At 69.1% G+C, this 26,305-nt stretch carries 24 protein-coding genes; 10 read left to right on the forward strand and 14 right to left on the reverse strand.

Going from position 1 to position 26,305, the window contains the following annotated elements; genetic code table 11:
- The first annotated feature begins 38 nt into the window (after positions 1-38).
- Complete coding sequence (locus ACE37J_RS08845) at positions 39-653, forward strand: class I SAM-dependent DNA methyltransferase (protein ID WP_409710249.1); 615 nt, start codon at positions 39-41, stop codon at positions 651-653.
- Positions 654-669: 16 nt separating this feature from the next.
- Here the strand turns inward: ACE37J_RS08845 and ACE37J_RS08850 are convergent, their stop codons facing one another.
- The gene (locus ACE37J_RS08850; RefSeq protein ID WP_409710251.1) at positions 670-1,467 is read right to left on the reverse strand and encodes a DUF1295 domain-containing protein; all 798 of its coding nucleotides are present in this window, start codon (positions 1,465-1,467) and stop codon (positions 670-672) included.
- A 302-nt stretch (positions 1,468-1,769) separates the two neighbouring features.
- On the opposite strand from ACE37J_RS08850, the gene ACE37J_RS08855 reads away from it, so the two are divergent.
- From ACE37J_RS08855 to ACE37J_RS08865, 3 genes are all read left to right on the forward strand, one after another.
- Positions 1,770-3,047: a helix-turn-helix domain-containing protein gene (locus ACE37J_RS08855; RefSeq protein WP_409710254.1), complete on the forward strand. Its 1,278-nt coding sequence runs from the start codon at positions 1,770-1,772 to the stop codon at positions 3,045-3,047.
- A 72-nt stretch (positions 3,048-3,119) separates the two neighbouring features.
- Positions 3,120-4,244, forward strand: coding sequence for a flavodoxin-dependent (E)-4-hydroxy-3-methylbut-2-enyl-diphosphate synthase (gene ispG / locus ACE37J_RS08860; protein ID WP_409710257.1), 1,125 nt, complete (start codon positions 3,120-3,122; stop codon positions 4,242-4,244).
- Positions 4,245-4,249: 5 nt separating this feature from the next.
- Positions 4,250-4,699 carry a DUF1499 domain-containing protein gene (locus ACE37J_RS08865; RefSeq protein WP_409710260.1) on the forward strand — a complete coding sequence of 150 codons (450 nt, stop codon included), beginning with the start codon at positions 4,250-4,252 and terminating at the stop codon, positions 4,697-4,699.
- On the opposite strand, the gene ACE37J_RS08870 is transcribed toward ACE37J_RS08865, so the two are convergent.
- Positions 4,676-4,984 (reverse strand): hypothetical protein, encoded by a 309-nt coding sequence (locus tag ACE37J_RS08870; RefSeq protein WP_409710263.1) that lies wholly within the window; start codon positions 4,982-4,984, stop codon positions 4,676-4,678. The genes ACE37J_RS08865 and ACE37J_RS08870 overlap by 24 nt on opposite strands.
- Positions 4,985-5,062: 78 nt before the next feature.
- Between ACE37J_RS08870 and prfA the strand changes: the two genes are divergently transcribed.
- Genes prfA through ACE37J_RS08885 form a run of 3 tightly spaced genes read left to right on the forward strand, consistent with a single transcriptional unit; the run spans position 5,063 to position 7,985 of the window.
- Entirely contained in the window at positions 5,063-6,118 is a 1,056-nt protein-coding gene (gene prfA, locus ACE37J_RS08875) for a peptide chain release factor 1 (RefSeq protein WP_409710266.1), read from the forward strand.
- Positions 6,115-6,969, forward strand: a complete 855-nt coding sequence (gene prmC, locus ACE37J_RS08880; protein WP_409710269.1) for a peptide chain release factor N(5)-glutamine methyltransferase — start codon at positions 6,115-6,117, stop codon at positions 6,967-6,969. The genes prfA and prmC overlap by 4 nt, the downstream gene beginning before the upstream one ends.
- A 14-nt stretch (positions 6,970-6,983) precedes the next feature.
- Positions 6,984-7,985, forward strand: a complete 1,002-nt coding sequence (locus ACE37J_RS08885; protein WP_409710271.1) for a DUF4167 domain-containing protein — start codon at positions 6,984-6,986, stop codon at positions 7,983-7,985.
- Here ACE37J_RS08885 and rsmA read toward each other — a convergent pair whose 3' ends face one another.
- From rsmA to ACE37J_RS08905, 4 genes are read right to left on the reverse strand one after another with little or no spacing between them, the layout of a single operon-like run.
- A complete protein-coding gene (gene rsmA / locus ACE37J_RS08890; protein ID WP_409710274.1) occupies positions 7,986-8,813 on the reverse strand; it encodes a 16S rRNA (adenine(1518)-N(6)/adenine(1519)-N(6))-dimethyltransferase RsmA in 828 nt (275 codons plus the stop codon).
- Positions 8,810-9,781 carry a 4-hydroxythreonine-4-phosphate dehydrogenase PdxA gene (gene pdxA / locus ACE37J_RS08895; protein ID WP_409710277.1) on the reverse strand — a complete coding sequence of 324 codons (972 nt, stop codon included), beginning with the start codon at positions 9,779-9,781 and terminating at the stop codon, positions 8,810-8,812. The genes rsmA and pdxA overlap by 4 nt, the downstream gene beginning before the upstream one ends.
- On the reverse strand, positions 9,782-11,008 hold the full coding sequence (locus tag ACE37J_RS08900; protein WP_409710280.1) for a peptidylprolyl isomerase: 1,227 nt from the start codon (positions 11,006-11,008) through the stop codon (positions 9,782-9,784).
- Positions 11,009-11,021: 13 nt separating this feature from the next.
- Complete coding sequence (locus tag ACE37J_RS08905; protein WP_409710283.1) at positions 11,022-13,166, reverse strand: LPS-assembly protein LptD; 2,145 nt, start codon at positions 13,164-13,166, stop codon at positions 11,022-11,024.
- 126 nt (positions 13,167-13,292) lie between these two features.
- Here ACE37J_RS08905 and ACE37J_RS08910 point away from each other — a divergent pair, with 126 nt between their 5' ends.
- Positions 13,293-14,777 carry a leucyl aminopeptidase gene (locus ACE37J_RS08910; RefSeq protein ID WP_409710286.1) on the forward strand — a complete coding sequence of 495 codons (1,485 nt, stop codon included), beginning with the start codon at positions 13,293-13,295 and terminating at the stop codon, positions 14,775-14,777.
- Positions 14,770-15,231: a DNA polymerase III subunit chi gene (locus ACE37J_RS08915; RefSeq protein ID WP_409710289.1), complete on the forward strand. Its 462-nt coding sequence runs from the start codon at positions 14,770-14,772 to the stop codon at positions 15,229-15,231. Before ACE37J_RS08910 ends, ACE37J_RS08915 begins: the two co-directional genes overlap by 8 nt.
- Here the strand turns inward: ACE37J_RS08915 and ACE37J_RS08920 are convergent.
- A complete protein-coding gene (locus tag ACE37J_RS08920) occupies positions 15,155-15,781 on the reverse strand; it encodes a VanZ family protein (protein WP_409710292.1) in 627 nt (208 codons plus the stop codon). The two genes, ACE37J_RS08915 and ACE37J_RS08920, sit on opposite strands and share 77 nt — an antisense overlap.
- Before the next feature lie 33 nt (positions 15,782-15,814).
- A complete protein-coding gene (locus tag ACE37J_RS08925; RefSeq protein ID WP_409710295.1) occupies positions 15,815-17,341 on the reverse strand; it encodes a malonate--CoA ligase in 1,527 nt (508 codons plus the stop codon).
- Between the two features lie 114 nt (positions 17,342-17,455).
- On the opposite strand from ACE37J_RS08925, the gene ACE37J_RS08930 reads away from it, so the two are divergent.
- On the forward strand, positions 17,456-18,199 hold the full coding sequence (locus ACE37J_RS08930) for a hypothetical protein (protein WP_409710298.1): 744 nt from the start codon (positions 17,456-17,458) through the stop codon (positions 18,197-18,199).
- 4 nt (positions 18,200-18,203) lie between these two features.
- Here the strand turns inward: ACE37J_RS08930 and ACE37J_RS08935 are convergent, their stop codons facing one another.
- The 6 genes from ACE37J_RS08935 to ACE37J_RS08960 all read right to left on the reverse strand — a co-directional run bounded on the left by ACE37J_RS08935 (position 18,204) and on the right by ACE37J_RS08960 (position 26,200).
- Complete coding sequence (locus ACE37J_RS08935) at positions 18,204-19,409, reverse strand: DUF2254 family protein (protein ID WP_409710301.1); 1,206 nt, start codon at positions 19,407-19,409, stop codon at positions 18,204-18,206.
- Entirely contained in the window at positions 19,406-20,140 is a 735-nt protein-coding gene (locus ACE37J_RS08940) for an SDR family NAD(P)-dependent oxidoreductase (protein WP_409710305.1), read from the reverse strand. Before ACE37J_RS08940 ends, ACE37J_RS08935 begins: the two co-directional genes overlap by 4 nt.
- A 519-nt stretch (positions 20,141-20,659) precedes the next feature.
- Positions 20,660-21,832 (reverse strand): hypothetical protein, encoded by a 1,173-nt coding sequence (locus tag ACE37J_RS08945; protein WP_409710308.1) that lies wholly within the window; start codon positions 21,830-21,832, stop codon positions 20,660-20,662.
- Positions 21,833-22,111: 279 nt separating this feature from the next.
- Entirely contained in the window at positions 22,112-23,551 is a 1,440-nt protein-coding gene (locus tag ACE37J_RS08950; protein WP_409710311.1) for a protein adenylyltransferase SelO, read from the reverse strand.
- 330 nt (positions 23,552-23,881) lie between these two features.
- On the reverse strand, positions 23,882-24,511 hold the full coding sequence (gene pdxH, locus ACE37J_RS08955) for a pyridoxamine 5'-phosphate oxidase (RefSeq protein ID WP_409710314.1): 630 nt from the start codon (positions 24,509-24,511) through the stop codon (positions 23,882-23,884).
- A 63-nt stretch (positions 24,512-24,574) separates the two neighbouring features.
- Complete coding sequence (locus ACE37J_RS08960) at positions 24,575-26,200, reverse strand: acyl-CoA synthetase (protein ID WP_409710317.1); 1,626 nt, start codon at positions 26,198-26,200, stop codon at positions 24,575-24,577.
- Positions 26,201-26,305: the final 105 nt, after the last annotated feature.

The following is a 26,305-nucleotide window of genomic DNA, read 5'->3' on the forward strand; positions in this document are numbered from 1 at the left end:
CCTGAGGGGATTATCCTCCGGGGGCGTTCGGGGGTGTGATGGTCAAGAAGTTTCTTGACGATGCCTACAGACATGGACCCGGCCTTGAAGCGGAGCGCTTCTATGACGCTTGGGCGGATTCCTACGACGAGGAACTGGCCGAAAACGGCTATGTGACGCCACGGCGTTGTGCGCTCTCACTTGCCGCCGCAACCGAAGAGCGCGGTCGCCCTGTGCTTGACCTTGGCTGCGGCACCGGGCTGTCGGGCGTCGCGCTCCGGGCGGAAGGCTTTACTGTGATCGACGGATGGGACCCGTCCGCAGAGATGATCCGCCGGGCCGAGGCGCGGGACGCCTATCGCGTGCTCCGCCAGATCGAGCCGGACGGGCCGCTGACAGCGCCGGCCGGCGCCTATGCGGCGATTGTCGCCGTCGGCGTCCTGGCGCCCGGCCTTGCGCCGCCCGAAGCGCTCGACCAGTGCCTGCGCCTTCTTGCGCCCGGCGGGTTGATGTGTTTCTCGCTCAATGACTTCACCATAGCCGACGGAGCCCACGAGGTTCGGCTCAAGGCGCTTGAGGAGGCGGGCAAGCTCGAACTCGTCAGCCGAGAATATGGCGAACACATTCGATCGCGCGGCATGGGCGCCGACGTGATTGTGATTCGAAAGACGTGACGGCAGCGCGCGGCTGTCATTCGGCGGGCATGCGCGCGTTCCTGCTGAGACGCGGCAGGAAGGCGGGCGTCCGCGCCGCCCATTCGGCATAGCCCGGCTTCGAGCGGCGTAGATGGTCCCCGGTCATCGCCGCGCCTGAGATCTTGACCAGCAGGAAGGTCAGCAGGAGCGGGGAAAGAATGGTCCAAAACGCCCCCGCTTCCGCAGCGACAAGCCAAATCCCCCACCAAAAGGCTATCTCCCCGGCGTAGTTCGGATGTCGCACGTGCGCGCGGAGACCGGTCGTCATGAGCGCGCCCGGCTTCGCGGTCGCCTTGAAACGATCGAGTTCCCGGTCAGCCTGTGTTTCGAGCGCGAGACCCAGGATCGCCAGCCCAGCGCCGGCGATCCCGAAGAAGCCGAGCGGCGACGGCGCAGCGGTCAGGCCGGCGAGCGGGGCGAGCGCGACGACGAACTGGAGCACGCCCTGGAGAACGAAGACGATGAAGAGGCTTTTCCACCAGAAGGCGAGCCCCCAACTCTTCCTGATGTCGCGATAGCGCGCATCTTCCTCCCCTTCCGCCAGTCGCCGGCGCACCAGGACGAAGCCGAGGCGAAGCGACCAGGCCCCGACGAGCGTGAGGAGAAGCACCGCGCGCGCATGATCCGGCGCGCCAGAAAGCGACCAGACGAGCGCCAGACCCGCGAGGAAGCCGGGGCCCCACCACGCGTCCACTACGCTGGCGTCCCGCCGCACAAGACTGACCGGCCAGAGCGCGACGAAGACGCCGAGCCCAAGAGCGAGTGCGGAGAGATAGAGGTCAATTGGGTCCATTTTCCGCCCGTGGTGATTCTTCTGGGAATACGTCAGGCGTCGCTTTTCGGATCACCCGGCGGGCGCCGAAACCGGCCCCACCCCCGGCGGTCGAGGCCGAATGCGCGCCATGCGCGAAGTCCGGCCTTGGTTACCGCCTGTTAATGCTCTCGTATCATGATCGTCGCGGAAACGGTTGGCGGAAGCCGGTTTTCGCAGGTGGGTTTCCGTTCGTTTCATGTTAATTTGACTAACGGATGCTTGCGGGGGAGCGGCGTTCGCCCTAATGCACGCTTGGCTATGGAAAGGCGTCGGAATCGGGAATGGGGAGCGAGCATCATCCCGAGTTGCGCGGCTTCGATTCGTATGAGTTGAAGCTAGGTGACGAGTTGCGCGGGGAGCGCGCCTCGCTCGGCAAGTCGCTTCTTGACGTTCAGCGCGACCTTCGCATCCGCGCTGACTATCTCGCGGCGATCGAAGATGCGGACGCCTCCGCCTTTCCCTTCGCCGGCTTCGCAGCGGGGTATGTTCGCGCCTACGCCCGCTATCTCGGCCTCGATGAGGATGACGTCTACCGCCGCTTCCGGGAGGAATCCGGGTTCGCCGGCGTCGCGCCGACCCAGAGCGTGGACCCCCGCGAGGTGCTGTCCACCACTCGCCCGCAGGTTGCGTCGGCTCCGGCGCAGGTCGGCAAGCCAGCCGCGGCGGCCATCTCGACCCGCTTCCTCGCAGCGAACCGGGCGCAGGAGCGCCGCGCCTTCGCAGTCGGCCTTCGCGGGCTCGGCTCGGTGGCGGCGCTCGGGGCGCTCGTCATCGGTCTCGGCTACGGCGGATGGACCCTGCTTCAGGACCTGCAGCGACTCGGCTTCGCGCCTCTGCCGACGGCGCCCGAGGTGCTTGTGGCTGCGCCTGAATTGCCGAATCCGGCGGAGGGAGGCTTCGCCGGAGCGCCGTCCTCCGCGCAGGATACGGCTCCCAGGGTGAGCCTCGCGGCGATCTACGCGGCGCAGGAGGCCCCGCCGCCTCCCGCCCCCACCCCGCGAGACGGTCCGATCTCCTCCATCGATCCGCGCCGCGCCGGCGTGTTCGCCCTCCCGGAGGCGGAGCCTGCGCTTGCCGCCGCGCCTTCGGCGATCGCCGCCACGGTCGCTTCCGCCGAACCTGCTGCCGGAGCGCCGGTCTCCGCGGTCGGGGACGAGGAAGAGCCGCTGCTCCTGATGGATCAGAGTGCTCCGCCTGCAGGGGGCGTGGACGTGCTCGCCCTTGAGGACGCCTGGATCCGGGTGCGCGACGGGGAGCGCCGCACGCTCTTCACCGGCATTCTCGGGCCGGGCGAGCGGTTCAGCCTTCCCGAGGGCGCGGAGGAACCCGAATTGCGCGCGGGGAATGCCGGCGCCGTCTACATACTCGTCGATGGCGCGGCCTTCGGGCCGCTCGGCTCGGGCCCCGACGTCGCGCGGCGGGTGAACCTGCTTCCGGACGCCGTTCGCGCGGCCTTTCCCCTCGCGCCGCACGTCGCCGCCTCGCCGCTCCGCGCGGCGGCGACTGTGGAGGAGGCTGCGGAAGGCTCGCCCGGCGCAATGGCGCTCCGCTCCGAGTGACCGCGCCCGCCGCGGTGGACATCGCGCGCGCCGGACAATATCTCTGACGGCGAAACAGGATCGGAGCCTCCGATGAGCATTCGCCCGTGGCGCGACATCGCGCGCCGCCCCTCCCGCCGGATTCGCGTCGGCTCCGTCGAGGTCGGGGGCGGGGCGCCGATCTCCGTCCAGACCATGACAAACACGCTGACGACTGATGCGAAGGCGACCATAGCGCAGATCCTCGCCTGCACGGAGGCGGGGGCGGACATCGTGCGCGTCTCCTGCCCGGACGAGGGATCGACGGCCGCGCTGCGGGAGATCGTGCGCGAAAGCCCTGTCCCGATCGTCGCCGACATCCACTTCCACTATCGCCGCGCGATCGAGGCGGCGGAAGCGGGCGCGGCCTGCCTCCGGATCAATCCCGGCAATATTGGTTCGGCGGAGCGGGTGCGCGAGGTGATCCGTGCGGCGAAGGATCATGGCTGTTCCATCCGCATCGGCGTCAACGCCGGCAGCCTCGAGAAGCATCTGCTCGAAAAGTATGGCGAGCCCTGCCCGGAGGCGATGATCGAGAGCGGGCTCGACCATATCCGCATCCTTGAAGACAACGACTTCCATGAATTCAAGATCAGCGTGAAGGCTTCCGACGTCTTCCTCGCCGCCGCCGCCTATCAGGGCCTCGCGGAGGCGACGGACGCGCCGATCCATCTCGGCATCACGGAGGCGGGCGGGTTCGTCTCCGGCTCGGTGAAATCCGCCATCGGCCTCGGCTTCCTCCTCTGGATGGGGATCGGCGACACGATCCGCGTCTCGCTATCCGCCGATCCGGTGGAGGAGGTGAAGATCGGCTTCGAGATCCTGAAGGCGCTCGGCCTGCGCCATCGCGGCGTCAACATCATCTCCTGCCCGTCCTGCGCGCGTCAGGGCTTCGACGTGATCAAGACCGTCGCGGCGCTGGAGAAGCGGCTCGAACACATCAAGACGCCGATGAGCCTCTCGATCATCGGCTGTGTGGTGAACGGGCCGGGCGAGGCGCTGATGACCGATGTGGGCTTCACCGGCGGCGGGGCCGGCTCCGGCATGGTCTATCTGGCCGGAAAGCAGGACCACAAGATGGACAATGCCCGGATGATCGACCACATCGTCGACCTCGTCGAGAAGCGGGCGGCGGAGATCGAAGCCGGAGCCGTGCGCCCGATGGAGGCGGCGGAGTGAGGCGCGTGCTGACCTGGATCCTGGTTTCGCTTGTCGCCGCCTTTGTCGCTTTCGCGCTGTGGGTCCGGATCGCGCCGGATGACCCCGCCCGCTGGCATCAGGACCCTGAGACGGCGGTCGAACGCGATCTGAAGAACGACTTCATCGTGAAGCCGGGTGGGCAGGGGGCTGACATCGCCTCGCCAGTCTATGCGGAGACGCCAGAGTCGCTCCTCGCCCGGTTCCGCGACGTCGCGCTCTCGGAGCCGAGGGTTGCGCTGCTGTCGGATGAAGGCGGGTTCCTGACATTCGTCGCGCGGACGCGGTTGATGGCCTATCCGGACTATGTCTCGGTCAAGGCTGCTCCTGCGGAAGGCGGGGGCGCCGCGCTCTTCATCCATTCGCGCTCGCGCTTCGGGCTCGACGACCTCGGCGTCAACGCCGCGCGGGTCTCAGCCTGGCTTTCGCGCCTCTGAGCCTTCGAGGAGGCCGGGGGGCGCGAGGGAGATCTCGCCGGCAGGCGGGCATCCATCCTCGACCTTGCGCCATGTCGGGCTGTTCTGCGACATGCCGCAGCGCGCGGTGAAGGCGTTCGAGCCGATCCGGATGCAGGCCAGCTCGCCCATCTCCACCCGCTCGCCCCGGTTGGTGCAGTAGCATTCGGGATAGGAATAGCCCTTCGCCGCCGGCGGGCGCTGGAAGATCGGGTCCGCCGCCGCGGAGCCGGCCAGAAGGATGAGTGCGATCGCGATCCGTCCCATCGAAGCAGGATAACACAGCCGCATCCGCCTACAACAGCCCGCCCTTGACCCGCCCTCATGCCGGCGCGAAGAGGGCGCATGATCCAGCGCGACAAGGTCGATCAGCTTGTGCGTCGCCTCGGCTTCCTCGAGGCGAAGCTCTCCTCCGCCCTCGCGCCGGAGGAGATGGCGAGCCTTTCGCGCGAATATGCGGAGCTTAAGCCCGCAGCGGATCAGGCCGCCGCCTTCCTCCGCCTCGACGAGGAGATCGCAGCGGCCGAGGCGATGCTGGCCGATCCGGAAATGGCTCCGCTGGCGCGGGAGGAGATTGCCGCGCTCGAAGCCTCCCGCCCCGCGCTGGAAGCGGCGATGCGCCGCGCGCTGATACCGCGCGACGCCGCCGATTCCCGCCCCGCCATCCTCGAGATTCGGCCCGGAACCGGAGGGGAGGAGGCCGCGCTCTTCGCCGCCGCGCTCTGGCGCATGTACGCCCGCTTCGCGGAGCGGCGGGGCTGGGCGGCGGAGGTCGTCGAGCAGGCGGAGACCGAGCTTGGCGGGCTGAAGGAGCTTGTCGCGGCGATCCGGGGGCAAGGAGCCTTCGCGGCCCTGAAATTCGAGAGCGGGGTTCACCGAGTGCAGCGCGTGCCGGAGACGGAATCGGGCGGGCGCATCCACACCTCCGCCGCCACCGTCGCCGTCCTGCCGGAGGCGGAGGCGATCGATGTCGAGATCGCTGAGGGCGACATCCGGATCGACACGATGCGCGCCTCGGGCGCCGGCGGTCAGCATGTGAACACAACCGATTCCGCCGTGCGCATCACGCATCTGCCTACCGGGATCGTCGTCACCGCCTCGGAGAAGTCGCAGCACCAGAATCGTGCGCGGGCGATGGAGATTCTCCGTGCTCGGCTCTTCGACGAGAAGCGCCGCGCGGCGGATGCGGCCCGCGCGGCGGACCGGAAGGGGCAGGTCGGCTCCGGCGACAGGTCGGAGCGCATCCGCACCTACAACTTTCCGCAGGGGCGAGTGACTGACCATCGCATCGGCCTCACCCTCTATCGCCTGCCGGAGATCATGGCGGGAGATCTCGAAGAGGTGGTCGCCGCGCTGACGGAGGCGGACGAGGCCGCGCGGCTCGCGGCGATGGAGCCGTGAGCGAGAGCTGGGACGAGGCGCGCCGCCGCGGCGCTGCGCTCCTCGCCGCGGCCGGGATCGAGGGCGCGGCGCGGGATGCGGAGCGTCTCCTCCGCTGGGCGGGCGGGCTGGAAGGCGCCGCGCTCGCCGCACGCGGCGATGAGCCAGCGCCGATCGAGGCGCGACTGCGTTATGACGGGGCGCTGGCGAAGCGGGCGGGGCGGGCGCCGCTCTCCCACATCGTCGGCGGTCGCGAATTCTGGGGCCGTTGGTTCGAGGTGACGAAGGACGTGCTGGACCCGCGGCCTGAATCCGAGACGATGATCGCGGCGGCTCTTGCCGAACCGGAAGGCGCCGCGTCGCCGGGAAAGGTGCTGGACCTCGGGGTGGGCTCGGGCGCCCTCCTCGCCACGATCCTCTCGGAGCGGCCGGAGGCGACCGGCCTCGGGATCGACGCAAGCCGCGCCGCGCTCGCCGTTGCGGCGCGCAATCTCGCGCAGCACGGACTGGCGCACCGCGCCGCGCTCCGGATCGGGGACTGGCTGGACGGGCTGGAGGAAGGGTTCGACCTCATCCTCTGCAATCCGCCCTACATCGCCGAGGCGGAGGTGGAGGCGCTGGCGCCCGAAGTGCGGGACCATGAGCCACGGCTCGCCCTCACGCCGGGGGGCGACGGGCTCGACCCCTATCGCCGCATCGCGCCCGATCTCGCCGCCTTCCTCCGCCGCCGCGGCCGCGCCTTCTTCGAGATCGGGCCGGACCACGCCGCGCCTGTCTCCGCGATCTTCGCGGCCTTCGGCTGGCCCCAACCGATCCTCCACCGCGACATGGACGGGCGGGACCGCTGCCTTGAATGGCGGCGCAAGGCCTGAGTCCTTTTGCGCTTGTGGCGGCCGCCGCGGCGGGTTACTTTGCATTGTCCGGTGCGGCGGGGGCCGCACGTATGGGCGGACGAGAGAGACCCACACAGCAAAGGGCGATCCGGCGGCAAGGCCGTGTCCGGATCGACGGTATCGGCCCCGAAGGGCTGCGACCGGAACGGCGCTTAACCGACCGAGACGAACCTATGAGACCTCAGCAGAAATCTGGCCGCTCACGCGGGAACAAGAACCGCAACAAGGGCGGCGGAGGCGGCGGCGGTTTCAGCCATTCGCCCAACCGGGTCTATGAAAGCGCCGGGCCCGAGGGCAAGGTGCGCGGCACGCCGCAACAGATCATCGACAAGTATCAGGCGTTGGCGCGGGACGCGCAGCTTTCGGGCGACCGGGTGACCGCGGAGAACTTCCTGCAGCACGCCGAGCACTACGCTCGCATCCTGATCTCCGTGCAGGAGGCGCAGGGGGAGCGGCACGGGCAGCAGCAGCCGGGCTTCGACCGTGACAACGAACGCGAGGACGAGGACGATCCGCGCTTCGGGCGCGACCCGCGCGACGTCGCCGAGCAACCTCAGCCTCAGCCGCGCGGAGAGGAGTTCCGCCGCGAGGGCCCGCGCCGCGAAGATCAGCGCCGCGAGGAGCCCCGGAGAGATGAGCATCGCCGTGAGGAACCTCGGCAGGAAGAACCCCGCCGGGATGAACCGAGGCGCGACGAACCCCGACGGCAGGAGCGCCGCCCGCGCGCCGCGGTCGAGAGCGCCGCGGAGCAGACCCAGCCGTCGCCCGAGTCCGCGACGGCCGCACAGCGCGCTCCGGAGCCGGAGGCGCAGCCGGAGCTTCCCGCCTTCATCACCGCCGCCGCGCCCGTGCCGGACGCGCTCGGCGCGCTGGACGCCGGGCCGGAGATCGTGGAGACGCCGGAGAGCCGCGCCAAACCGGCGGAACGGAGACCGCGGAAACCGCGCGCCAAGCCGGTGAAGCCCGAGGCCGAGGCGCCGGAAGCCGCCGAATAATCAGAGCGCGCGTGCCAGCGCGCAGAATTCCGGAATCGTCAGCGTCTCGGCTCGCCGCGCGCCGTCGATCCCCGCCGCCTCAAGCATCCGCTCCGCCCCTCCGAGGGGGCGGAGGCTCTGGCGCAGCATCTTCCGCCGCTGGCCGAAGGCCGCCGCCGTGACCCGAGAGAGAGCGGCGAGCTCCGCCGGGGCGACCGGCTCCGCCGGCGTGACGGAGACAATGGCCGACGTTACCTTGGGAGGCGGCGTGAAGGCCTGCGGCGGCACTTCGAAAAGGATGCGCGGCTTCGCCCGCCACTGCGCAAGGACGGCGAGCCGGCCATAGGCGCCTGAGCCGGGCGCTGCGACAATGCGCTCAGCCACCTCGCGCTGGAACATGAGCGTGAGGCGGGACCAGAAGGGCGGCCATTCCGCCTCCATCCATCCGGCGAAGAGCGCGGTGCCGATGTTGTAGGGCAGGTTGGCGACGATCTGGGCCGGCCCGTTCAGCAGCGGCCGCGGGTCGATCTCCATCGCGTCGCCTTCGATTACGGTAAGCCTCCCGGGCCAGCGCGCCGCAATCTCCTCCAGCGCCGGAAGGCAGCGCGCATCCCGCTCCACCGCGACGACGCGCTTTGCGCCAGCAAGGAGCAGGGCGCGCGTCAGGCCGCCCGGGCCCGGGCCGATCTCCAGCACTTCCGTCTCTTCCAGGGGCGCGGCGGCGCGGGCGATCTTTCCGGTGAGGTTGAGGTCGAGGAGGAAGTTCTGCCCCAGCGCCTTCTTCGCGCCGAGCCCGTGCGCCGCGATCACCTCGCGGAGCGGCGGCAGGCCGTCCGGCGGCCCGCTCACACGCCGGCCCGGCCGGCGGCCATCGCCGCGGCGAGGTTCAGCGATTCGATCATGCTTGTCGGATCGGCCAGTCCCTTGCCCGCGATGTCGTAGGCGACGCCGTGATCGGGCGAGGTGCGGACGATGGGAAGGCCGAGCGTCACGTTCACGCCCCGCGCGAAGTCGAGCATCTTCACCGGGATCAGCGCCTGATCGTGATACATGCAGAGCGCGGCGTCGTACCGCGCACGCGCCGCCGGGTGGAACATCGTGTCCGCCGGCAGCGGCCCGAAGGCGTCGATTCCGCGGGCGCGGAGCGCGGCGATCGCGGGGGCGACGATCTCCATGTCCTCCCGCCCCATCGCGCCGCCTTCCCCGGCATGGGGGTTGAGCCCGGCGACGGCGATGCGCGGCGCCGCCGCGCCGAAATCGCGGATCAAGGCTTCGGCCAGCACCATGCCCGTCTCCTCGATCAGCGCGGCGGTGAGTTGGCGCGGCGCCTCCCGAAGCGGAATGTGGATCGTGACGGGGACGACGCGAAGACCCGGCGCCGTCAGCATCATTACGGGCCGCTTCGCGCCGGTCAGCGCGGCGAGGAATTCGGTATGGCCGGGATGTGCGAAACCCGCCCCTTCCTGCAGCGCCCGCTTGTTGACTGGGGCGGTGACGACGGCGGCCGCCCGGCCCGAGAGCGCGAAACCGACCGCGCGCTCGATTGAGCGTATCGCCGGGGCGGCGTGCTCCGGCGCGGGCTCGCCGGGCCGGGCCAGGAACGGCAGGGGTTCGGGCAGAACGGGCAAGGCGCCCTCCGCGCCCTCCGCTTCTTCAGGTTCGGCGATGACCGCGACGCGGGCGCCGAGCGCTTCGAGCCTTGCGGGGTCGTCGATGCAGAAGAAGGGCGCGGTCACCGCGCACGATCTCCAGGCGGCGACCACGATCTCCCCGCCGATCCCGGCGGGGTCGCCCATCGTCACGGCGAGGGGGCGCATTCAGCGCCGCTCGATCACGGCCTCGCGGCGAAGCTCCTGCAGATAGCCCTCCGCGAGGCGGGCGAGCCGCTGATCCCGGATCTGCTCACGCAGCTGCGCCCGCGTCGCGTCGTCCACCCCGCCGGTGCGGGAGCAGACGACGAAGATGTCGACGCTCGATTCCGATGTCACAGGCCGGGAGGCCTGACCGGACTGGAGAAGCCGCACCACATCCCGAACCGGCCCGGGCAGCGTGCTGACAAGCTTGGCGTCGATCGGCTCGACCACCGCCTCCGCCGCCGGCCCGCCTATGTCTCCGCAGCCCTGGGTTTGCGCTCGGATCTCTTCCGCCTGCGCGCGCGCGGCGTCTTCTCCGCCCTCGCCGATGGGCACCATAACCCGGCGCAGGGACATCTCGGTTTCGCGCGCCCAAGGAGGCGTCTCGGAGCGCGTGTCCTCGACGCGGTAGAGCGAAATCGCGCCCGGCGTCTCGATCGGCTGCGTCACCCCGCCCGGAGGCGTGGCCGCGATGATCTCGGCGAGGCCCGGCGGCAGCACCGTCTCCGGCACCCAGCCGACATCGCCGCCATTCGCCGCCGAGGGCGCGCGGGAGAAGCGGCGGGCGAGCGCGGCGAAATCCTGCCCGCGGGAGAGCGCATCGAGCACACGTTCGACCTCCCCGCGCGCCGCCGCCTCCTGACCGGGGCCGGAGGGGATGGCGAGTTCGCTGAGCCGGAAGGAGCGCGTCGTCCCCGAGGCTGCGATGGCGATCTCCTGATCGAGCTCAACCTCGGTGGGCGTCGCGCGGTTCGCGAAGCGGCCGTTCACCAGCTTGCGCCAGACGATCTGCGACTCGACAAAACTGTCGAGCGCCCCGGGCGCGACATCGAGGGACGACATGCGCTGCGTGAGCGTCGACTGGTCCACCCCGATCCGGCCGGCGAATTCCGCGCGCCCGGACTCGACTTCCTGCGGCGAGGCGGAGAGATTGAACCGCTCCCCGGCCTGCAGGCGCAGCCGGTCGTCGATCAGCTGTTCGAGCGCGGCGGCGTTGAGCCGTGGCCCGCCCTCCGCGCCGTTGACCTGCAGGAGCCGCGCCCGCTGCTCAATGTCATACCATGTGATGATGTCGTCGTTGACGACGACGGCGGGGGCGAAGGCGGTCTGCGCCCCTGCGCCGGGCGCGAGGAGGAAGAGCGCCAGAACGCCCGCCGCAATCCGCCGCGCCATCGCCGAGAAACCCGTCATTCGCTCCGTCCCCTCAGTTCGCGCCGAAAGCGCAGAGCCCCGACGTCTTTGACTGGTCGGCCGCGCCGGCCCCGAAGAGCCGCACCCGGACGCCAATATTCGTCCCGCGCGGCGCGCTGAACGATTCGGTGAACTGCCTGCGCAGGAAGAGGTCCAGCGCCGCGCATTCATCCTCGTAGGTCAATACTCCGCCCGCGGTGACGAATCTATCCTCGATCAGGTCGCGTTGCGCATCGCCTGAAAGGGTCCAGTTGCGGTCGAGCGCCAGCGCGGCGCCGAGGCTGATCTCCGACCGGTCGAGCGGCGTCGCCTCCGCCGGGTCCGATTCCACGAATAGATAATAGCCGAAGAGCGTCACCGGGTCATAGTCAATCCGTCCGCCCGCCTCAGCCCGGTTGATCGAGAGATCGTCGGAAAGCCGCCAGCGGGCGGAAACCTCAAGAAAGTCGGCGAAGGTCACGGTTCCCGCCGCCACCCAGTCCGACACTTCCCCGTCCAGCCCGGCCCGGCCCGGGAAGTCGAACGTCTCCTCGAACCGGAAGACGCGCCCGCCCGCGGCGCGGAAGCCGAGCCCGTCATCGTCGATCATCTCGTAGCGGGCGCCGACCGAGAGATTCGCGCCCGTTTCCGCCCGGTCGAACCCGGCGGAGCGGTCAGCCTCGAAAAGGTTCATCTCGTCGAACTCGACGATCAAGCTGTCCTCGTTCGGAATGTCCCGGTCGTTCACGTCCGGCGCGAGTGTGAAGAGGATCACGGGCTCTGCCACATGCGTCCGCCCCGCCTCGTCCACCCGCGCGAAGGGCGCGCGCGCCTCCGCGCCGATCCGGGGGAGGAATCGCGCCGCCTCCCCTTCGAAGGCCGGGTCGTCCTCGATCCGGTAGAAGTCCGCCCGCGCATCCGCGAAGCCGCGCAGCACGATCCCGCCGGGAATGATCTCCTGCCGCGAATAATCCGCGCCGAGGGAGACGCGCGCCACGTCCCGCCCCCGCTCCCGCACGAGGCTCACCGCGTCGAACCCGAGCCCGACCTCCCCGCCGATCCCCGGTGCGGCCCAGACCTGCCGCGCCGAAAGCTCGGGCAGGACGAGCGGGATCGCCGATTGCGGGTCGTTGTCGCGCAGGCTCTGGAGGAAGGCGGCGGAGACCGAGGCGCGGTTCGGCCCGTCGTACCGGCGCACGAAGCCTTCCGTCGTCAGCCGGTCCACCGTGGTGAAGTCATAGCGGCGGAGGAAAGGATCGTCCGTCGCGAAGGCGAGGTCGAAGCCCGCCGTCACGCCCTCGTCGAGCCGGTAACGCCCGGCGCCGAAGCCGCCAAGGCGGAGCTGGGTCCCGTCCAGGTCGTCGTCGTAGTCGGTGAGCCCGAGCTTGAGATCGAGATCGAGGAAACCCTGCGTGAAGCGGCGCCGATACTCCGTTTCGAGAATCGCGCCGTCCTCCGTGACGATGAAGGGAGTCAGCGTTACATCCGAGTAATCGTCCAGCACGATGAAAAACGGCGTCTTCACCCCGACGCCATAGGCCCTGTCCCGCCCCGCCTCCGGCGCCAGCAGGCCGGTCGCGCGCTCCACCTCAGGGGAGGGATGGCGAAAATAGGGAAGATAGCCGACCGGAACGCCCAGCACGTCGAAATAGGCGTCCTCGTAGTGGATCAACCGCTCTTCCTGGTCATGCACGATCCGCTCGGCCCGGATTCGCCAGAGCGGCGTGGGCCGCGCCGCGCAGACCTCGCAAGGCGAGAAGACGGCCTTGCCGAGCACGTTGTAGCGCCCGTCGATCCGCTCCGCCTCGGCCGCCGCGATCTTGCCGCCGCCGGCGATGACCGAGCGCGCGCCCTCCACGAGCCCTGCGCGGAGGTCGGCGTCGAGATCGGCGCCTTCGGCGAAGACGGTCTCACCCCGCTCGGTGCGGAGCGTGATAGGCCCCTCCGCAGCGATGCGCTCGGACCGGCTGTCATACCGGATCGCGGCGGCGGTCAGCGTCCGCCCGTCCTGGTAGAGCTCGACATTGCCACGCGCCGTGAGCACGCCGGTCTGTTCGTCGAAGGCGATTTCGTCAGCCACAAGCGCCACGGGGCGGGCCGCGTCCTGCGCCGCAAGGCCAAAGGGAAGGAGAAGCGCGAAGAGCGCCGCGCGCGCGATCTGCGTCCAGTGCGCCGCCATGCGCGACTCTCCTCCTCGTCCCGGCCCCGAGTTAACCGCCGGCCGGGGGGCGCGGCAAGCCTAGGCGCCCGGTCCGATCCGCGCTACGCCTCTCGACCGAAGCAAGACAAGCGTGAGGAGTCCGCCATGACCAGCCCCGTCGAGATCGATTTCGTCGCACCGGAGGCCGCGCCGATGGCGGAGCGTGCGGGCTCGCTCGTCGTCTTCACGTTGAAGGACGGCGCGCTCACGCCCGGGGCGGCGGAGGCGGACGGGCGGACGGGCGGGGCGGTCGGCCGGCTCGTCGGCGGCAAGGGGTTCAAGGGCAAGGCGGGGGAAGCGGGCGTCCTCGCCTTCCCGCACGGCCTGAAGGCGGACCGGCTGGTGGTCGTCGCACTCGGCGCGGCGCCGGACGGCGCGGCGGCGCGGAAGGCCGGCGCGGCGGCGGCGAAGGCCGCGGGCGCGGGGGCCGTCACGCTCTGGGGCGCAGGCGGGCCGGAGACGCAGGCCGAGGTCGCCTTCGGCTTCGCCCTCCGCCGCTACGAGTTCGACGCCTACAAGACGAAGGGCGACGAGGACGGGGCGAAGGAGCCGGGCGACGTCACCTTCGTGAGCGAGGAAGCGGAGGCGGTCGCCCGCGTGTCCGGCCCGCTCGCGGCGCTGGCTGAGGGCGTGTTCTTCACCCGCGACCTCGTGAGCGAGCCCGCCAATGTACTGACGACCGGGGATTTCGCCGGCCGCCTCGCCGCGATGGAGGAACTTGGGCTCGAAATCGACATCCTCGGGGCGGAGGAGATGCGCGCGCTCGGCATGAACGCGCTGCTCGCCGTCGGCATGGCTTCGGACGACGAGCCGAAGCTCGTCGTGATGAAATGGAACGGCGGCGGCGACGAGGCGCCGCTCTGCCTCGTCGGCAAGGGCGTCGTCTTCGACACCGGCGGCGTCTCCATCAAGCCCGCGGCCGGGATGGAGGAGATGACGATGGACATGGGCGGCGCCGGCGTCGTCTCCGGCGTCATGCGCGCGCTCGCGCTCCGGAAGGCGAAGGCCAATGTCGTCGGCGTCGTCGGGCTCGTGGAAAACATGGTCGCCGGCAACGCCCAGCGGCCGGGGGACATCGTGCGCTCCATGAAGGGCGATACGATCGAGGTCATCAACACGGACGCCGAGGGCCGGCTCGTCCTCGCCGATGCGCTCTGGTATGCGCAGGAGCGGTTCAAGCCCGCCGCCGTCATCGACCTCGCGACGCTGACGGGCGCGATCATCATCGCCCTCGGGCACGAGCACGCCGGCGTCTTCTCGAACGACGACGACTTCGCCGCGGCCTTCCTCGACGCGGCGAAGGCGTCGGGCGAGGGGGCCTGGCGGATGCCGCTCGCGCCGGCCTACGACAAACTTCTGAAGTCCCGCCTCGCGGACATGAAGAACGTGGGCGGCCGGCCCGCCGGCTCCATCACCGCCGCGCAGTTCATCCAGCGCTTCATCAAGGAAGGCACGCCCTGGATCCATCTCGACATCGCTGGCGTCACGCTCCTGTCGAAGGAGAGCGACGTCGCGCCTGCGGGGGCGACGGGCTGGGGCGTCCGCGCGCTCGATCGGCTGGTGCGCGACCGCTACGAGAGCCGTGGCTGAGGTTCATTTCTATCACCTGACGCGCACGCCGCTGGAGGCGGCGGCGCCGCCGCTCCTTGAGAAATGCCTCGAGCGCGGCTGGCGCGTCGGGCTCCGGGCTGGTTCGGCCGCGCGCGCCGAGGCTCTGAACCGCCATCTCTGGACCTTTCGGGAGGAAAGCTTCCTGCCCCATGGCGGGCCGGAGGACCCGGAGCCGGCGCGCCAGCCGGTCTATCTCACCGCAGGGCCCGAACTCCCCAACAACCCGCAGGCGCTGATGCTGGCGGACGGCGCTGCCGCCGAGCCGGCGGAGATGGGCCGGTTCGAGCGGGTCATGCTGCTCTTCGACGGGCATGACGAAGCGGCGCTGAACGCCGCCCGCGGCGCCTGGCGCGCTGTCACTTCCGCCGGCCTCCCCGCCCGCTACTGGGCCGAGGGGGAGCGCGGCGGCTGGACGCTGAAGCGGGAAAGCTGAACCGGGGCGCAACCAGCGAGGCGAGCGCGAAGCCGAGCCAGAGGCCGGAGACGTTCAGGATAAGGTCGTCCACGTTGAACTGCCGGAAGGGGCAGGGCCAGAGCCCCCAGAACGCCGTCAATTGAGTGAGTTCCGCGGCGAGGCTTAGACTGGGCGCGAATATCAGCGCCGCGATCCAGCGGGCCGTCGCGAATCGGAGCGCGACGCCGACAAGGCCGAGCAGCGCGAAGTTCATGGTGGAGGCGGCGACGATCCGGTTGCGCGTCCATTCGGCGAAACCGCCGCCCTTCTCCCACATCTCCGCGAAGCTCCTCAGGAACAGGAAGGGCTGCGTCTGCGGCTCCGTGAAGGGCCGCGGGCAGATCATCTGCGCCGGGTCGGGAAAAGGATGCTGCGTCAGAAAGAAGAAGAACAGCGAGAAGAACACGAGCGGCGCCGCCCGCCCGCCCGGCCTCGCCACAAGCCGCGTGAGGCCATAGAGCGTCGCCGTCGCCAATGCGGCGTAGATCGCGGCGAGGCCGAGAAAGGGGATGAACTGCTCAGGCCGCATTCCCGCCCGCCCATGCGATGCGGGGCGCGCGCATCAGGCGCCCGCCGCCGGCGCCGCGGCGAAAACGCCCTTCACCTCCTCGCGCAGCAGGGCCTTCTGCACCTTCCCCATCGTGTTGCGCGGCAGCTCCTCACGGAGGAGGAGCCGCTTCGGCTGTTTGTAGCGCGCGAGCGTCACACCGAGCGCCGTCTCGATCGCCCCGAGATCGGGCGCGGCGCCTGGCGCAGGGACGATGACGCCGACGACAGCCTCCCCGAAATCGGGATGCGGCGCGCCCACCACCGCGCTCTCCAGCACGCCCGGCTGCGCGTCGAGCGCGAGCTCAACCTCCTTCGGATAGACGTTGAAGCCGCCTGAGATGATCAGGTCCTTCCCCCGCCCGACGATCTGGACATACCCGTCTGCATCGATCAGCCCGAGATCGCCGGTGATGAAGAACCCGTCCGCCCTGAGCTCCTCCTTCGTCTTTTCCGGCATCCCCCAATAACCCTTGAAGACGTTCGGCCCCCGGACCTCGATCACGCCGACCTCGCCCTGCGGCAAAGTCGCGCCCGTCTCCGGGTCCGTGATCTTCAGCTCCACGCCGGGGAGGGGGAAGCCCACCGTCCCGGCCCGCCGCTCCCCTTCATAGGGGTTCGACGTGTTCATGTTCGTCTCCGTCATGCCGTAGCGTTCGAGGATGCGCTGGCCCGTCCGCGCCTCGAAGGCGCGGTGCGTCTCCGCCAGCAGCGGCGCGGAGCCGGAGACGAAGAGCCTCATGTGTGCGGTCGCCTCGCGGGTCAGCCCCGCCTCATCGAGCAGCCGCGTGTAGAAGGTCGGCACGCCCATCATCGTCGTCGCCTGCGGCATGAGGCGCAGCGCCTCCCGCGCGTCGAACTTCTCCATGAAGAGCATCGCGCCCCCGGTCAGCGCAACGATGTTGGTGGCGACGAAGAGCCCGTGCGTATGAAAGATCGGCAGCGCGTGGATCAAGCAGTCCGCCGCCGTGAAGCGCCAGCATTCCGCCAGCACCTCGGCGTTCGAGAGAAGGTTGGCCTGCGTCAGCATCGCGCCCTTGGAGCGGCCGGTCGTGCCCGAGGTGTAGAGGAAGGCCGCAAGGTCACCCGCCGCGCGCGCCACGGTCGGGAACGCCTCCGGCGCGCCCGCAGCCGCGTCGGCGAAGCTCCCGTCGCCCGCGGCGCCGAGCGTCATCAGCCGCGCGCCCGCCGCGGCGGCGACGGGTTCGAGCGCGGCGCCCGGGCTCGCGATCAGCAGCTTCGCGCCCGAATTCTCGACGAAATAGGAAACCTCCGCCGGCGTGTAAGCGGTGTTTAGCGGCAGAAAGACGATCCCCGCCTGCGCTGCGGCGGCGTAGAGCGCCAGCGCCTCCGGTGATTTCGGAACCTGCGCGGCGACCCGGTCCCCCGGCTCCAGCCCGGCGGCGACGAGCGCATGGGCGAAGCGCCCGGCCATGCGGACGAAGGCGTCATGCGTGATCGTGCTGCCGTCCGGCAGGATCAGGAAGGGCGTGTCCTTCCCGGCGTGGAGCCCGAAGAGCCGGTCGTAGAGAGGGTTGGCCATGCGTCATCTCCCGTCGCGCCGCCCGCTTTTCCGCGATTCCCGGGCGCCGGTAAAGGGCGCTCGACTTTCCATCCGGCCGCCTTATCTTTACAGTGGCTACAGCGGAGCGCTCCGATGAAGACACTCGCCTCGGTCTTTGGTCTCGCCGCCCTGGTCATGCCGCAGCCCGCCGCTGCGCTCGACCCCGGATCGCCCAAAGAGTTCTACGAGGTCAGCATCGCCGGGATCGGGATCGGCGAGGTTGCGCTCTATCTCGCCGAGGGGGGAGGTCGATACTCCGTCGATCTCGACGGCGGCTTCCGCTTCCTCTTCTGGTCCGGCGAGGCGACGATGGGGAGCGAGGGCGCACGGGCGGAGGCGCTGATCCCTGCCGCCTACACGGCGCGCTTCGAAAGCCCCTCCCGCACCGTCTTCGCGGACATCGTGTTCGGCGACGGCTCCGCGGAGGCGGCGTTCCGCGCCGAGCCGCCGTTCGACGACGATGGGGAGGAAGAGGAGCGCGCGCCGCTCATGCCCGAGATGCTCGTCGGCGCGATGGACCCGGTGGCCGCGTTCCTGATCCCCGCCGCGAGCGGGGCGGAGGCCTGTTCCGGAGCGCGCAAGGTCTTCAGCGGGATCGTGCGGTTCGACATCGAGCTTTCCCCGCGCGCGGAGGCGGCGGGGCCTGGCCTCACGCCCTGCGTCGCGGCCTATCGGCCGATCGGCGGGCACCGGATCGGGAACGAGGGCGTTTCGCTGCTGGAGGAGAAGGGCCTGAACCTCGATCTCTTCGAGATCGCTCCGGGGCTCTGGGCGCCGCACCGGCTGGAATTCCCGACCCGCTTCGGCGCGCTCGCCTTCGAGCGGCGGGACGGATGAGGACCTAGTCGCTCGCCTCGGCGAAGAGCCGTAGCTGCCGCTCCGCCTCCTCCCGCGCGCGACCGTCGAGGCGGGGGGCGAGGCGCGCCAAGGCATCCGACGCGGCCTGGGCGACCAGCAGGTTCCCGGCCGCGGCCTGGTGGATCGGATCGAAGGCGAAGCGGATCAGCTCGTCCAGCCCCGCCTTCGGGATCGCGATGCGTGGCGCCCCTTCAGCATCGCACCAGACGCCGGCGTCCAGCCCGTGTTCCGCCGCGACCGCGAGCGAGGCGACGAGCCTGTTGATGACGGAAATGGCGGTGAAGCTGTCGTTCACGCCGGGAGAAAGCGCGCGGAGCGCGATTTCGAGAAGGAGAGAGACGGAGAAGCGGAGGTCGCCTTCCTCCGTCCGCCGCCGTCCGATGGCGAAGCAATCCTGCGTTTCCGCCGCCAGCGCCTTCGCCCCCGGACCGAGCGCGCGGGCGACGACGTCTCCCTTCAGGACCGGATCCCCGGGCGCCACGCGAAGATCGAGAAAGCCCGACCGCGCGCGGGCCGCGGCGGCGAGCGCTTCGAAGGCGACGGATTCGAGATAGCCGGAGGCGGGCGCGCGCACCGCCGCTTCCGGCCCCGCGGGAAGAACGAGGTCGCGCCGTTGCAGCGCGCCGCTGCGGCCCGCCATCGCGGCGATGCGCGCGTCGAGCCCCGTCGCGATGGCGTCGATCTCCTCGTCCACCGTGATCCGCCGTGCCACCCGGTCAACGAAGACGAGGAGGAGCATGACGGCGAGGAGCGCCATGAGGCAGGCGAGGAGCGGCGGCGCGAGGCTCTTCCCTGCGGGCGAGAGGGCGAGGGAGACGAGCGCGTGGATGAAGAGCGCGCCGAGGGCGCCGATGGCGAGCTGGCTCACCCGGTCCTTCGTGAAGCGTTCGAGTAGCCGCGGGGCGATGGAGCCGGCGGCGAGGGTGAAGACGACGAGGGTGATCGAATAGACGAGCCCGAGCGCCGTCATCGCCGCGCCGGCGAGGGTGGAGAGGACGGCGCGGGCCGGTTCCGGCTCCAGCCCCCACCGCGAGACAAGGCCGGGCGCGGCGCGGTCAAGGAGGATTGCGGCGGCGGCGAGGGCGAGGCCCGAGAGGCTGATCGCCCCCGGCGCGGCGATGAGGCCGCGGAGCGTCAGGAGCCGGCCGAGCCTTGCGGCGAGCGCCCGCGCCGAAGTCGGGGGCGTCAAACGTGCTGCCCGCCGTTGATCTCGATCTCCACCCCGGTGACGTAGGAGCTTTCGGGGGTGCAGAGATAGTAGATGGTGCGCGCCACCTCCTCCGGCTTGCCGAGGCGGCGCATCGGCAGCGTCTCCACGATCTTTTCCGTGCCGGGGGAGAGGATGTCCGTCTCGATCTCGCCCGGGGCGATGGCGTTCACGCGGACGCCGAGGGGGCCGAAATCATGCGCCATCTCCCGCGTCAGGGCGGCGAGCGCGGCCTTCGAGGTCGAATAGGCGGCGCCGGCGAAGGGGTGGACGCGGGCGCCGGCGATGGAGGTGACGTTCACGATCGCCCCCTGCGCCTTCACCAGCTCCGTCTTGAGGCCGCGGGCGAGGACGATGGAGGCGAAGAAGTTGACGTGGAAGACCTGCCCCCAGGTGCGAAGATCGGTCGAGAACGTGTCGAGCCGGGCGCCGCCCTCGCCCTTAGGGCTGATCCCGGCATTGTTGACGAGGGCCTCCAGCTTGCCGCCCTTCAGCCGGCTCTTGATCTCCTCCACCGCCTCGATGGTGGATTTCGGGTCCGCGAGGTCGACCTGGATGTGATCCTCCTCCCCCGCCTCCCAGGGGCAATCCTCCGGGAAGGGGTGGCGGGAGCAGGTGATGACCCGCCAGCCGGCGGAGGAGAAGCGCTTCACCGTCGCGTGGCCGATGCCGCGCGAGGCGCCGGTGAGGAGCAGGGTCTTTCGTTCGGGCATGTCGGGCCTCCGGGGCATCGCGTCCGGCTGGGGCGCCCCCGCCCGTCGCTGAAGCGGAGCTGCGGGGGGCGCGGGGCAGGGGGGCGGAGAGGGGGCGGCGCGGGGGGATTTCCATGGAAATCGGGGTCGGAGGGTTGAAAAGGAACGATTTTTTCCGTGATCGATTGTTTCAGGGGGGATTCGGGAGGGGGTGGAGGGGAGTGTGGAGGGTGGTCTATGAAAAATCATACATCTTGATCCCGCGCCATCAGCGCCTCCGTGTCGACCGCTCTACTCAGATAATTCTTATCAGGACGCGGAGGCGCAGCGAGTCTCTGCTGCCCTAGGTGGGAGACTCGAACGTGCCTAAACGCGCCAAGTTTTGTCGTGGGGTTTTGACTACGCCAAGCGATTGAAAAGACAGAGCCCGACTGAAAGGGCCGCAAACGACCGTTTTTGGCGCACAGGTTGTGACATGGGGTTTTTGTCCCGTGACTGGAACCGGCGAGTCTTTGCCCGCGAGCATCAGTTCGCGCACATCTAGAAACAATCTTCAAGCATGACGCCCGACAGAAAGCTGGTTATCAATGTGACTGCCAATATTAGACCCGCGCAAACTATAAACGCGAATACTACACTAGTCTGACATGGCCTTCGCAACACATCCCGCGAGAAAACAAGGTAACGCAAAGCAAACAGGCTGATTGCGTTTAGTCTTGCGGCTACCGCCCCGGCCAAAATTCCGAAAAAAACGAACCATATCCACATCGACGTCAGGTATGTGGAATAGATGTATGCTCCATTAACCCCTTCTGGGGCGATCCCGAAAAAGTAGTAGTAGAAATTCTCTATCCTTGTCAGGCTTTCTCCAACAGATGCTGGCTGGAGGGGGTGGGACAACGATCCAACATCCAACACATCTTCAGGAAAGTACGGCTCACCAGTCTCTGGGTCCTCGACGTTAAAATGCGAAAAAATTGCGAAAAGTATTCGAGATACAGTGGGAAATATTATGAGAACCAGAAATGTTGTAAAAGCTGCGTCCATTGCGGCAAGGCGATAGAGTATTTTGACAGGTTTTTTGTCATTCTCTTTGGGTGTACGAGGCACCCGTCGCCGCATTGATTCAACGATGTTGCGCGTGCTCACTATGGCGGCAAAGTCTAGTATAGGGTTTGCAACTAAGATCGCGGAAAGAACTCCGAACAGCGGCACGATGGCATAGTAAGTGGATCCCAATACACAACCGTCCTGTACGTAGTAGTTTTGTAACAGTACGTGGCTCGAAAACAGGCTGTACAGGTACGCAGTTGTCATGCTCACATCCCTCTGTGCCGCCTGAATCTCGGCATTGCGGAAGTCTAGATACCAGAGTTGCTGCCCATACTGAAAATATATTAGGTAAATATACAGGAGCACTGATGACGTCAGCACGGATGCAAGATAACTTCGGATGAAACTTGGAAGTATGATCTCTCTTTGAAATAGGTGAATACGCCGCGCTCCAAAAATGAAATCTAGTATCGCCGCAACCGCATCGACAGCCAACGTCGGGCTCTTTTCAGGGTAACTGACCATTAGCCTAGTCATTTGACGTCGATAGATTGGGCGCAGCCTTTTATCCATGGCCCTCGCAAACAAAAAAACGGTGCCTAACACTGTTGGGGGCAAGCCGAACGTTGTGAGAGCCGCAAGAAACTCACCAAAGGTCATGGAGGTGTCCTCAATATTCTTTTGTGCTTCATTTTCAATCTTTGAATCACTCGTATGCCATCTTGCAACTGTTTTGGAGCGCGCCAAAAACGTTTACGGCACGCAGCGCCCCGTTCGTCGCTGATCACAATAGCGGACACAACTCATACGTTTCTTTCATTGGCGAAAACGACCGTTATTGGCCTAATTGGAGAATTGCCCTTGATCAGGATTGGCGTACTCAGCGTCTCATTTCTTCGGCGGTGAGACATATCGCGTTCTGTCATCACTTCTCGCCCCTCACGTCCCGCAAAATGTCCGCGCCACCGCCTCCCCCGGCCCCGCCGGGAGCGCATAGCGTTCCCGCCCTTCCTGCGCCTCGAAGGGCCGCGCCAGCACGGCATTCAGCGTCTCGAACGGGGCGTAGTCCCCGCGATAGCCGGCCTCGATGGCCTCCTCCACGAGGTGGTTGCGGGGGATGTAAAGGGGGTTGGCGGCGCGGAGGGCCTTGGCGTCCCGCGCGCCGGGGGCGGCGCGCCATTCCGTGAGCCATTGGTCCAGCGCGCCTTCGGGGAAGAGGGCGCGGAGGGGGGCTTCGTTTCCTTCGGCGGCGTCGGCGAGGTGGCGGAAGGCGAGGGTGAAGTCGGCGCGGGCTTCGGCCATGAGGCCGAGGAGGCGGGCGCCGAGGGCGCCGTCGTCTTCCACGCCGGTCTTTTCGGAGAGGCGGGCGCGCCATTCCGCGTCATAGAGGGCAGGGTAGGCGCCGAGCGCGTCCTTCGCCGCCTCCACGGCTTCCTCCTCGCTCTCGCCGAGGAGAGGAATGAGCGCGACGGCGAGGCGGGAGAGGTTCCACTGGCCGATCCCCGGCTGGTTCCCGTAGGCGTAGCGCCCGCCCTCGTCGATGAAGGAGAATTTCTGCGCGGGGTCGAACCCCTCCATGAAGGCGCAGGGGCCGTAGTCGATCGTCTCGCCGGAGATGCTCATGTTGTCGGTGTTCATCACGCCGTGGATGAAGCCGAGGCTCAACCAGCGGGCGATTAGCCGGGCTTGCGCGGCGATGACGGCTTTCAGGAGGCCGGCGGCGCCCTCCGCCCCGGGGTAGTGGCGGGCGATGCAGTGGTCGGTGAGGAGGCGGAGGCCCTCCTCATCGTGCCTTCCCGCGAAGAACTGGAAGGTGCCGACGCGGATATGGCTCGCGGCGACGCGGGTGAGGACGCCGCCGGGGAGCGGCCCCTCCTGCCTGAGGACGGGCTCGCCGGTGGCGATGGCGGCGAGGGCGCGGGTGGTGGGGACGCCGAGGGCGTGCATCGCCTCGGAGACGATGTATTCGCGGAGGACGGGGCCGAGCGGGGCCCGGCCGTCCCCCATCCGGGAGAAGGGGGTGGGGCCGGAGCCCTTCAGCTGGATGTCGCGGCGGCGGCCGTGGCGATCCTCCACCTCGCCGAGGAGGATGGCGCGGCCGTCCCCCAGCTGGGGGGACCAGCCGCCGAACTGGTGGCCGGCATAGGCCTGCGCCAGCGGCTCGGCGCCCGGCGGCGGGCGGTTGCCGGAGAGGGCGAGGAGGCCGGCGGGGGAGGCGAGGCTTGCCGGGTCGATCCCCAGCTCCGCCGCCAGCGCGCGGTTCACGGCGATCAGGCGCGGGGCGCGGACCGGCGTCGGCTCCAGCCGCGCGTAGAAGCGGGCGGGCAGGCGCGCGTAGCTGTTGTCGAAGGGAATCGCGAGGGGGGTTAGCTCATCCATGGGGGGAAGATAGGGGCGCCGGGCGCGGGGTGGAAGCGGGAAGGGGGGGCGGAGAGGAGCGCCGCCGCCCTTCTTGTTTGAGCCGTCGTAGAAAGCGCCCGGCCGATACGCCCCGCGTATCGGCCCGCGGCCGCCCGCCCCCAGGCGGCCGCGATTCCGCGGCCACCACGGGCGGCCGCGCGCCGATGCAGCCGTCCGGGCAAGCTTGGCGCCCCTCGCCCTGCGGCTTGCGCCTTCGGGCGACGGCCTCGGCATCTCTCCACTGGAGAGATGCTTTTCGAGGCCGGGTACGGAACCCTTGGCGGGCGCCAGATGAGACTGTCCCTCGCCTCAGGGGTTCAGCCGCTCCACCTTCCAGCCGGTCTTGCCCACATCCGGCCGGGTCCAGCGAAAGCGGTCATGCAGGCGGAAGTCGCCATCCGCCCAGAACTCGATCTCCACGGGCCGGATGCGGTAGCCGCCCCAGTGCGGCGGGCGGGGCGGATTGACGGGGAAGCGGGCGGCGTATTTCGCCACCTCCGCCATCAGCGCGGCGCGGGAGCGGAGCGGGCGGGACTGTTTCGAAGCCCAGGCGCCGATCCGGCTCTGATAGGCGCGGGAATTGTAATAGGCGTCCGCCTGCGCGTCCTCCACCCGCTCCACCGGGCCGCGGACGCGGACCTGCCGGCGGAGCGACTTCCAGTGCGCCACAAGCGCGGCCTGCGGGTTGGCGGCGAGCTCGCGGCCCTTCGCGCCCTCATGGTTGGTGTAGAAGACGAAGCCGCCCTTCGTCTGGCTCGTCTCGATCTCCTTCAGGAGGACCATGCGGACATTGGGGAGGCCCGATGCGTCCGCCGTCGCCAGGGCGATGGCGTTCGGATCGTTTGGCTCCGAGGCCTCCGCCTCCGCGAGCCAGGCGCGGGCGAGGGCGAAAGGATCGTCCCCGCCGAACAGATCCCGCTTTCCGCCGCTTTCCGCCATGCTTCGCCCTCCTCACATGCGGCTCGTGAGCTATTGCAGCCGGGGGCGCGGGGCAAGGGCGGGTCAGAGCGCGGCGGCGGCTTTCCTCAGCTCGAATTTCTGGATCTTGCCGGTGGAGGTCTTCGGCAGTTCCGCGAAGACGACCGTGCGCGGCGCCTTGAAATGCGCGAGCCGCTCGCGGACGAAGGCGATGAGCTCCGCCTCCGTCGCCTCCTTGCCCGGCTTCAGCTCGACGAAGGCGCAGGGCGTCTCGCCCCATTTCTCGTCCGGCCTCGCCACCACGGCGCAGGCGGCGACGGCGGGATGCTTGAAGAGCGCGTCCTCCACCTCGATGGAGGAGATGTTCTCCCCGCCCGAGATGATGATGTCCTTCGACCGGTCCTTCAGCTGGATGTAGCCATCGGGGTGCAGGACGCCGAGATCGCCGGAATGGAACCAGCCGCCGGAAAAGCTCTTTTCCGTCGCCGCCGCGTTCTTGAGGTAGCCCTTCATCACCACGTTGCCGCGGAACATTACCTCCCCCAGCGTCTCCCCGTCCGCCGGGACGGGCTGCATCGTCTCGGGGTCGAGCACGGTGAGGTCGTCGAGCGCGATGTAGCGGACGCCCTGCCGCGCCTTCCTCGCGGCCTGGTCGGCGGGGGGGAGGGCGTCCCATTCCGGCTTCCACTCGTTCACGACGGAGGGGCCGTAGGTCTCCGTCAGGCCGTAGAGATGCGTCACGTCGAAGCCGGCGCCGCCCATCGCGGCCAGCACCGCCTCGGGCGGCGGCGCGGCGGCGGTGAGGAAGCTGACGCGGTGGGGGAAGTCCCGCTTCTCCGCCTCGGGGGCGTTGAGGAGGGTCTGCATCACGATGGGCGCGCCGCAGAGATGCGTCACGCGATGGTCCGCGATGGCGTCGAACATCGCCTTCGCGCGGACGGCGCGGAGGCAGACATGGGTGCCCATGGCGGCGGAGAGCGTCCAGGGGAAGCACCAGCCGTTGCAGTGGAACATCGGCAGCGTCCAGAGATAGACGCTTGAGGCGCCCATCGCCCCGTGCAGCGCGTTCGAGAGGGCGAGGAGCGCGGCGCCGCGGTGGTGGTAGACGACGCCCTTCGGGTCCCCCGTCGTGCCGGAGGTGTAGTTGAGGGCGATGGCGTCCCATTCGTCTCCCGGGGTGACGGGCGTGAAGGCCGGGTCGCCCGCGGCGACGAAGGCCTCGTAGTCCTCGGCGCCGAGCGAGGCGGGGACGCCGCTTTCCGGGTCGGCGTATTCGACGAGGAGGGGTTTCGCCTTCGCGATCTTCAGCGCCTCGGCGGCGAGGGGGCTCAGTTCGCTGTCGACTAGCAGGACCTTCGCCTCGCCATGGTCGAGGATGAAGGCGATCCCCGCGGCGTCGAGCCGCGTGTTGATCGTGTTGAGCACGGCGCCGGCCATGGGGACGCCGTAATGCGCCTCCAGCATCGCGGGGGTGTTGAGGAGGAGGGCGGCGACGGTGTCGTTCTTGCCCACGCCCCTCGCCGCGAGGGCGGAGGCGAGGCGGCGGGCGCGGGCGTGGAACTCCGCGTAGGTCCGCCGGAGCGGGCCGTGGATGATCGCCGTCTTTTCCGGGTGCACCAGCGCGGCGCGGGCGAGGAAGGGGATGGGCGAGAGCGGCTGATGATTCGCTTCGCGGCGTTCCAGTCCCACGTCATAGGCGCTGCCGGCCATGGTCGCTCCTCCCGTTTCTTGGGTCCGATATTCGCCGAAGGGGGCGGGAAATCAATCGGGAGGGCGGGGAAGGCGCGGGCGGGGGGCGCAAGCTACCGTTAGGGT

It is taken from the genome of Pikeienuella sp. (genome assembly GCF_046290545.1).
In the GTDB taxonomy this organism is placed as follows: domain Bacteria; phylum Pseudomonadota; class Alphaproteobacteria; order Rhodobacterales; family Rhodobacteraceae; genus Pikeienuella.

Bases quoted from the DNA above. Each gene is read 5' to 3' on its own strand.
- ACE37J_RS08940 (WP_409710305.1), bottom strand. From the start codon at position 20,140: ATGCCCGAACGAAAGACCCTGCTCCTCACCGGCGCCTCGCGCGGCATC.
- ACE37J_RS08950 (WP_409710311.1), bottom strand. From the start codon at position 23,551: ATGGATGAGCTAACCCCCCTCGCGATTCCCTTCGACAACAGCTACGCG.
- ACE37J_RS08920 (WP_409710292.1), bottom strand. From the start codon at position 15,781: ATGCGGCCTGAGCAGTTCATCCCCTTTCTCGGCCTCGCCGCGATCTAC.
- ACE37J_RS08900 (WP_409710280.1), bottom strand. From the start codon at position 11,008: ATGACGGGTTTCTCGGCGATGGCGCGGCGGATTGCGGCGGGCGTTCTG.
- ACE37J_RS08845 (WP_409710249.1), top strand. From the start codon at position 39: ATGGTCAAGAAGTTTCTTGACGATGCCTACAGACATGGACCCGGCCTT.
- ACE37J_RS08945 (WP_409710308.1), bottom strand. From the start codon at position 21,832: ATGACCTTTGGTGAGTTTCTTGCGGCTCTCACAACGTTCGGCTTGCCC.
- ACE37J_RS08855 (WP_409710254.1), top strand. From the start codon at position 1,770: ATGGGGAGCGAGCATCATCCCGAGTTGCGCGGCTTCGATTCGTATGAG.
- ispG (WP_409710257.1), top strand. From the start codon at position 3,120: ATGAGCATTCGCCCGTGGCGCGACATCGCGCGCCGCCCCTCCCGCCGG.
- prfA (WP_409710266.1), top strand. From the start codon at position 5,063: ATGATCCAGCGCGACAAGGTCGATCAGCTTGTGCGTCGCCTCGGCTTC.
- ACE37J_RS08905 (WP_409710283.1), bottom strand. From the start codon at position 13,166: ATGGCGGCGCACTGGACGCAGATCGCGCGCGCGGCGCTCTTCGCGCTT.
- ACE37J_RS08930 (WP_409710298.1), top strand. From the start codon at position 17,456: ATGAAGACACTCGCCTCGGTCTTTGGTCTCGCCGCCCTGGTCATGCCG.
- pdxA (WP_409710277.1), bottom strand. From the start codon at position 9,781: ATGCGCCCCCTCGCCGTGACGATGGGCGACCCCGCCGGGATCGGCGGG.
- ACE37J_RS08910 (WP_409710286.1), top strand. From the start codon at position 13,293: ATGACCAGCCCCGTCGAGATCGATTTCGTCGCACCGGAGGCCGCGCCG.
- ACE37J_RS08870 (WP_409710263.1), bottom strand. From the start codon at position 4,984: ATGGGACGGATCGCGATCGCACTCATCCTTCTGGCCGGCTCCGCGGCG.
- ACE37J_RS08925 (WP_409710295.1), bottom strand. From the start codon at position 17,341: ATGGCCAACCCTCTCTACGACCGGCTCTTCGGGCTCCACGCCGGGAAG.
- ACE37J_RS08960 (WP_409710317.1), bottom strand. From the start codon at position 26,200: ATGGCCGGCAGCGCCTATGACGTGGGACTGGAACGCCGCGAAGCGAAT.
- ACE37J_RS08850 (WP_409710251.1), bottom strand. From the start codon at position 1,467: ATGGACCCAATTGACCTCTATCTCTCCGCACTCGCTCTTGGGCTCGGC.
- pdxH (WP_409710314.1), bottom strand. From the start codon at position 24,511: ATGGCGGAAAGCGGCGGAAAGCGGGATCTGTTCGGCGGGGACGATCCT.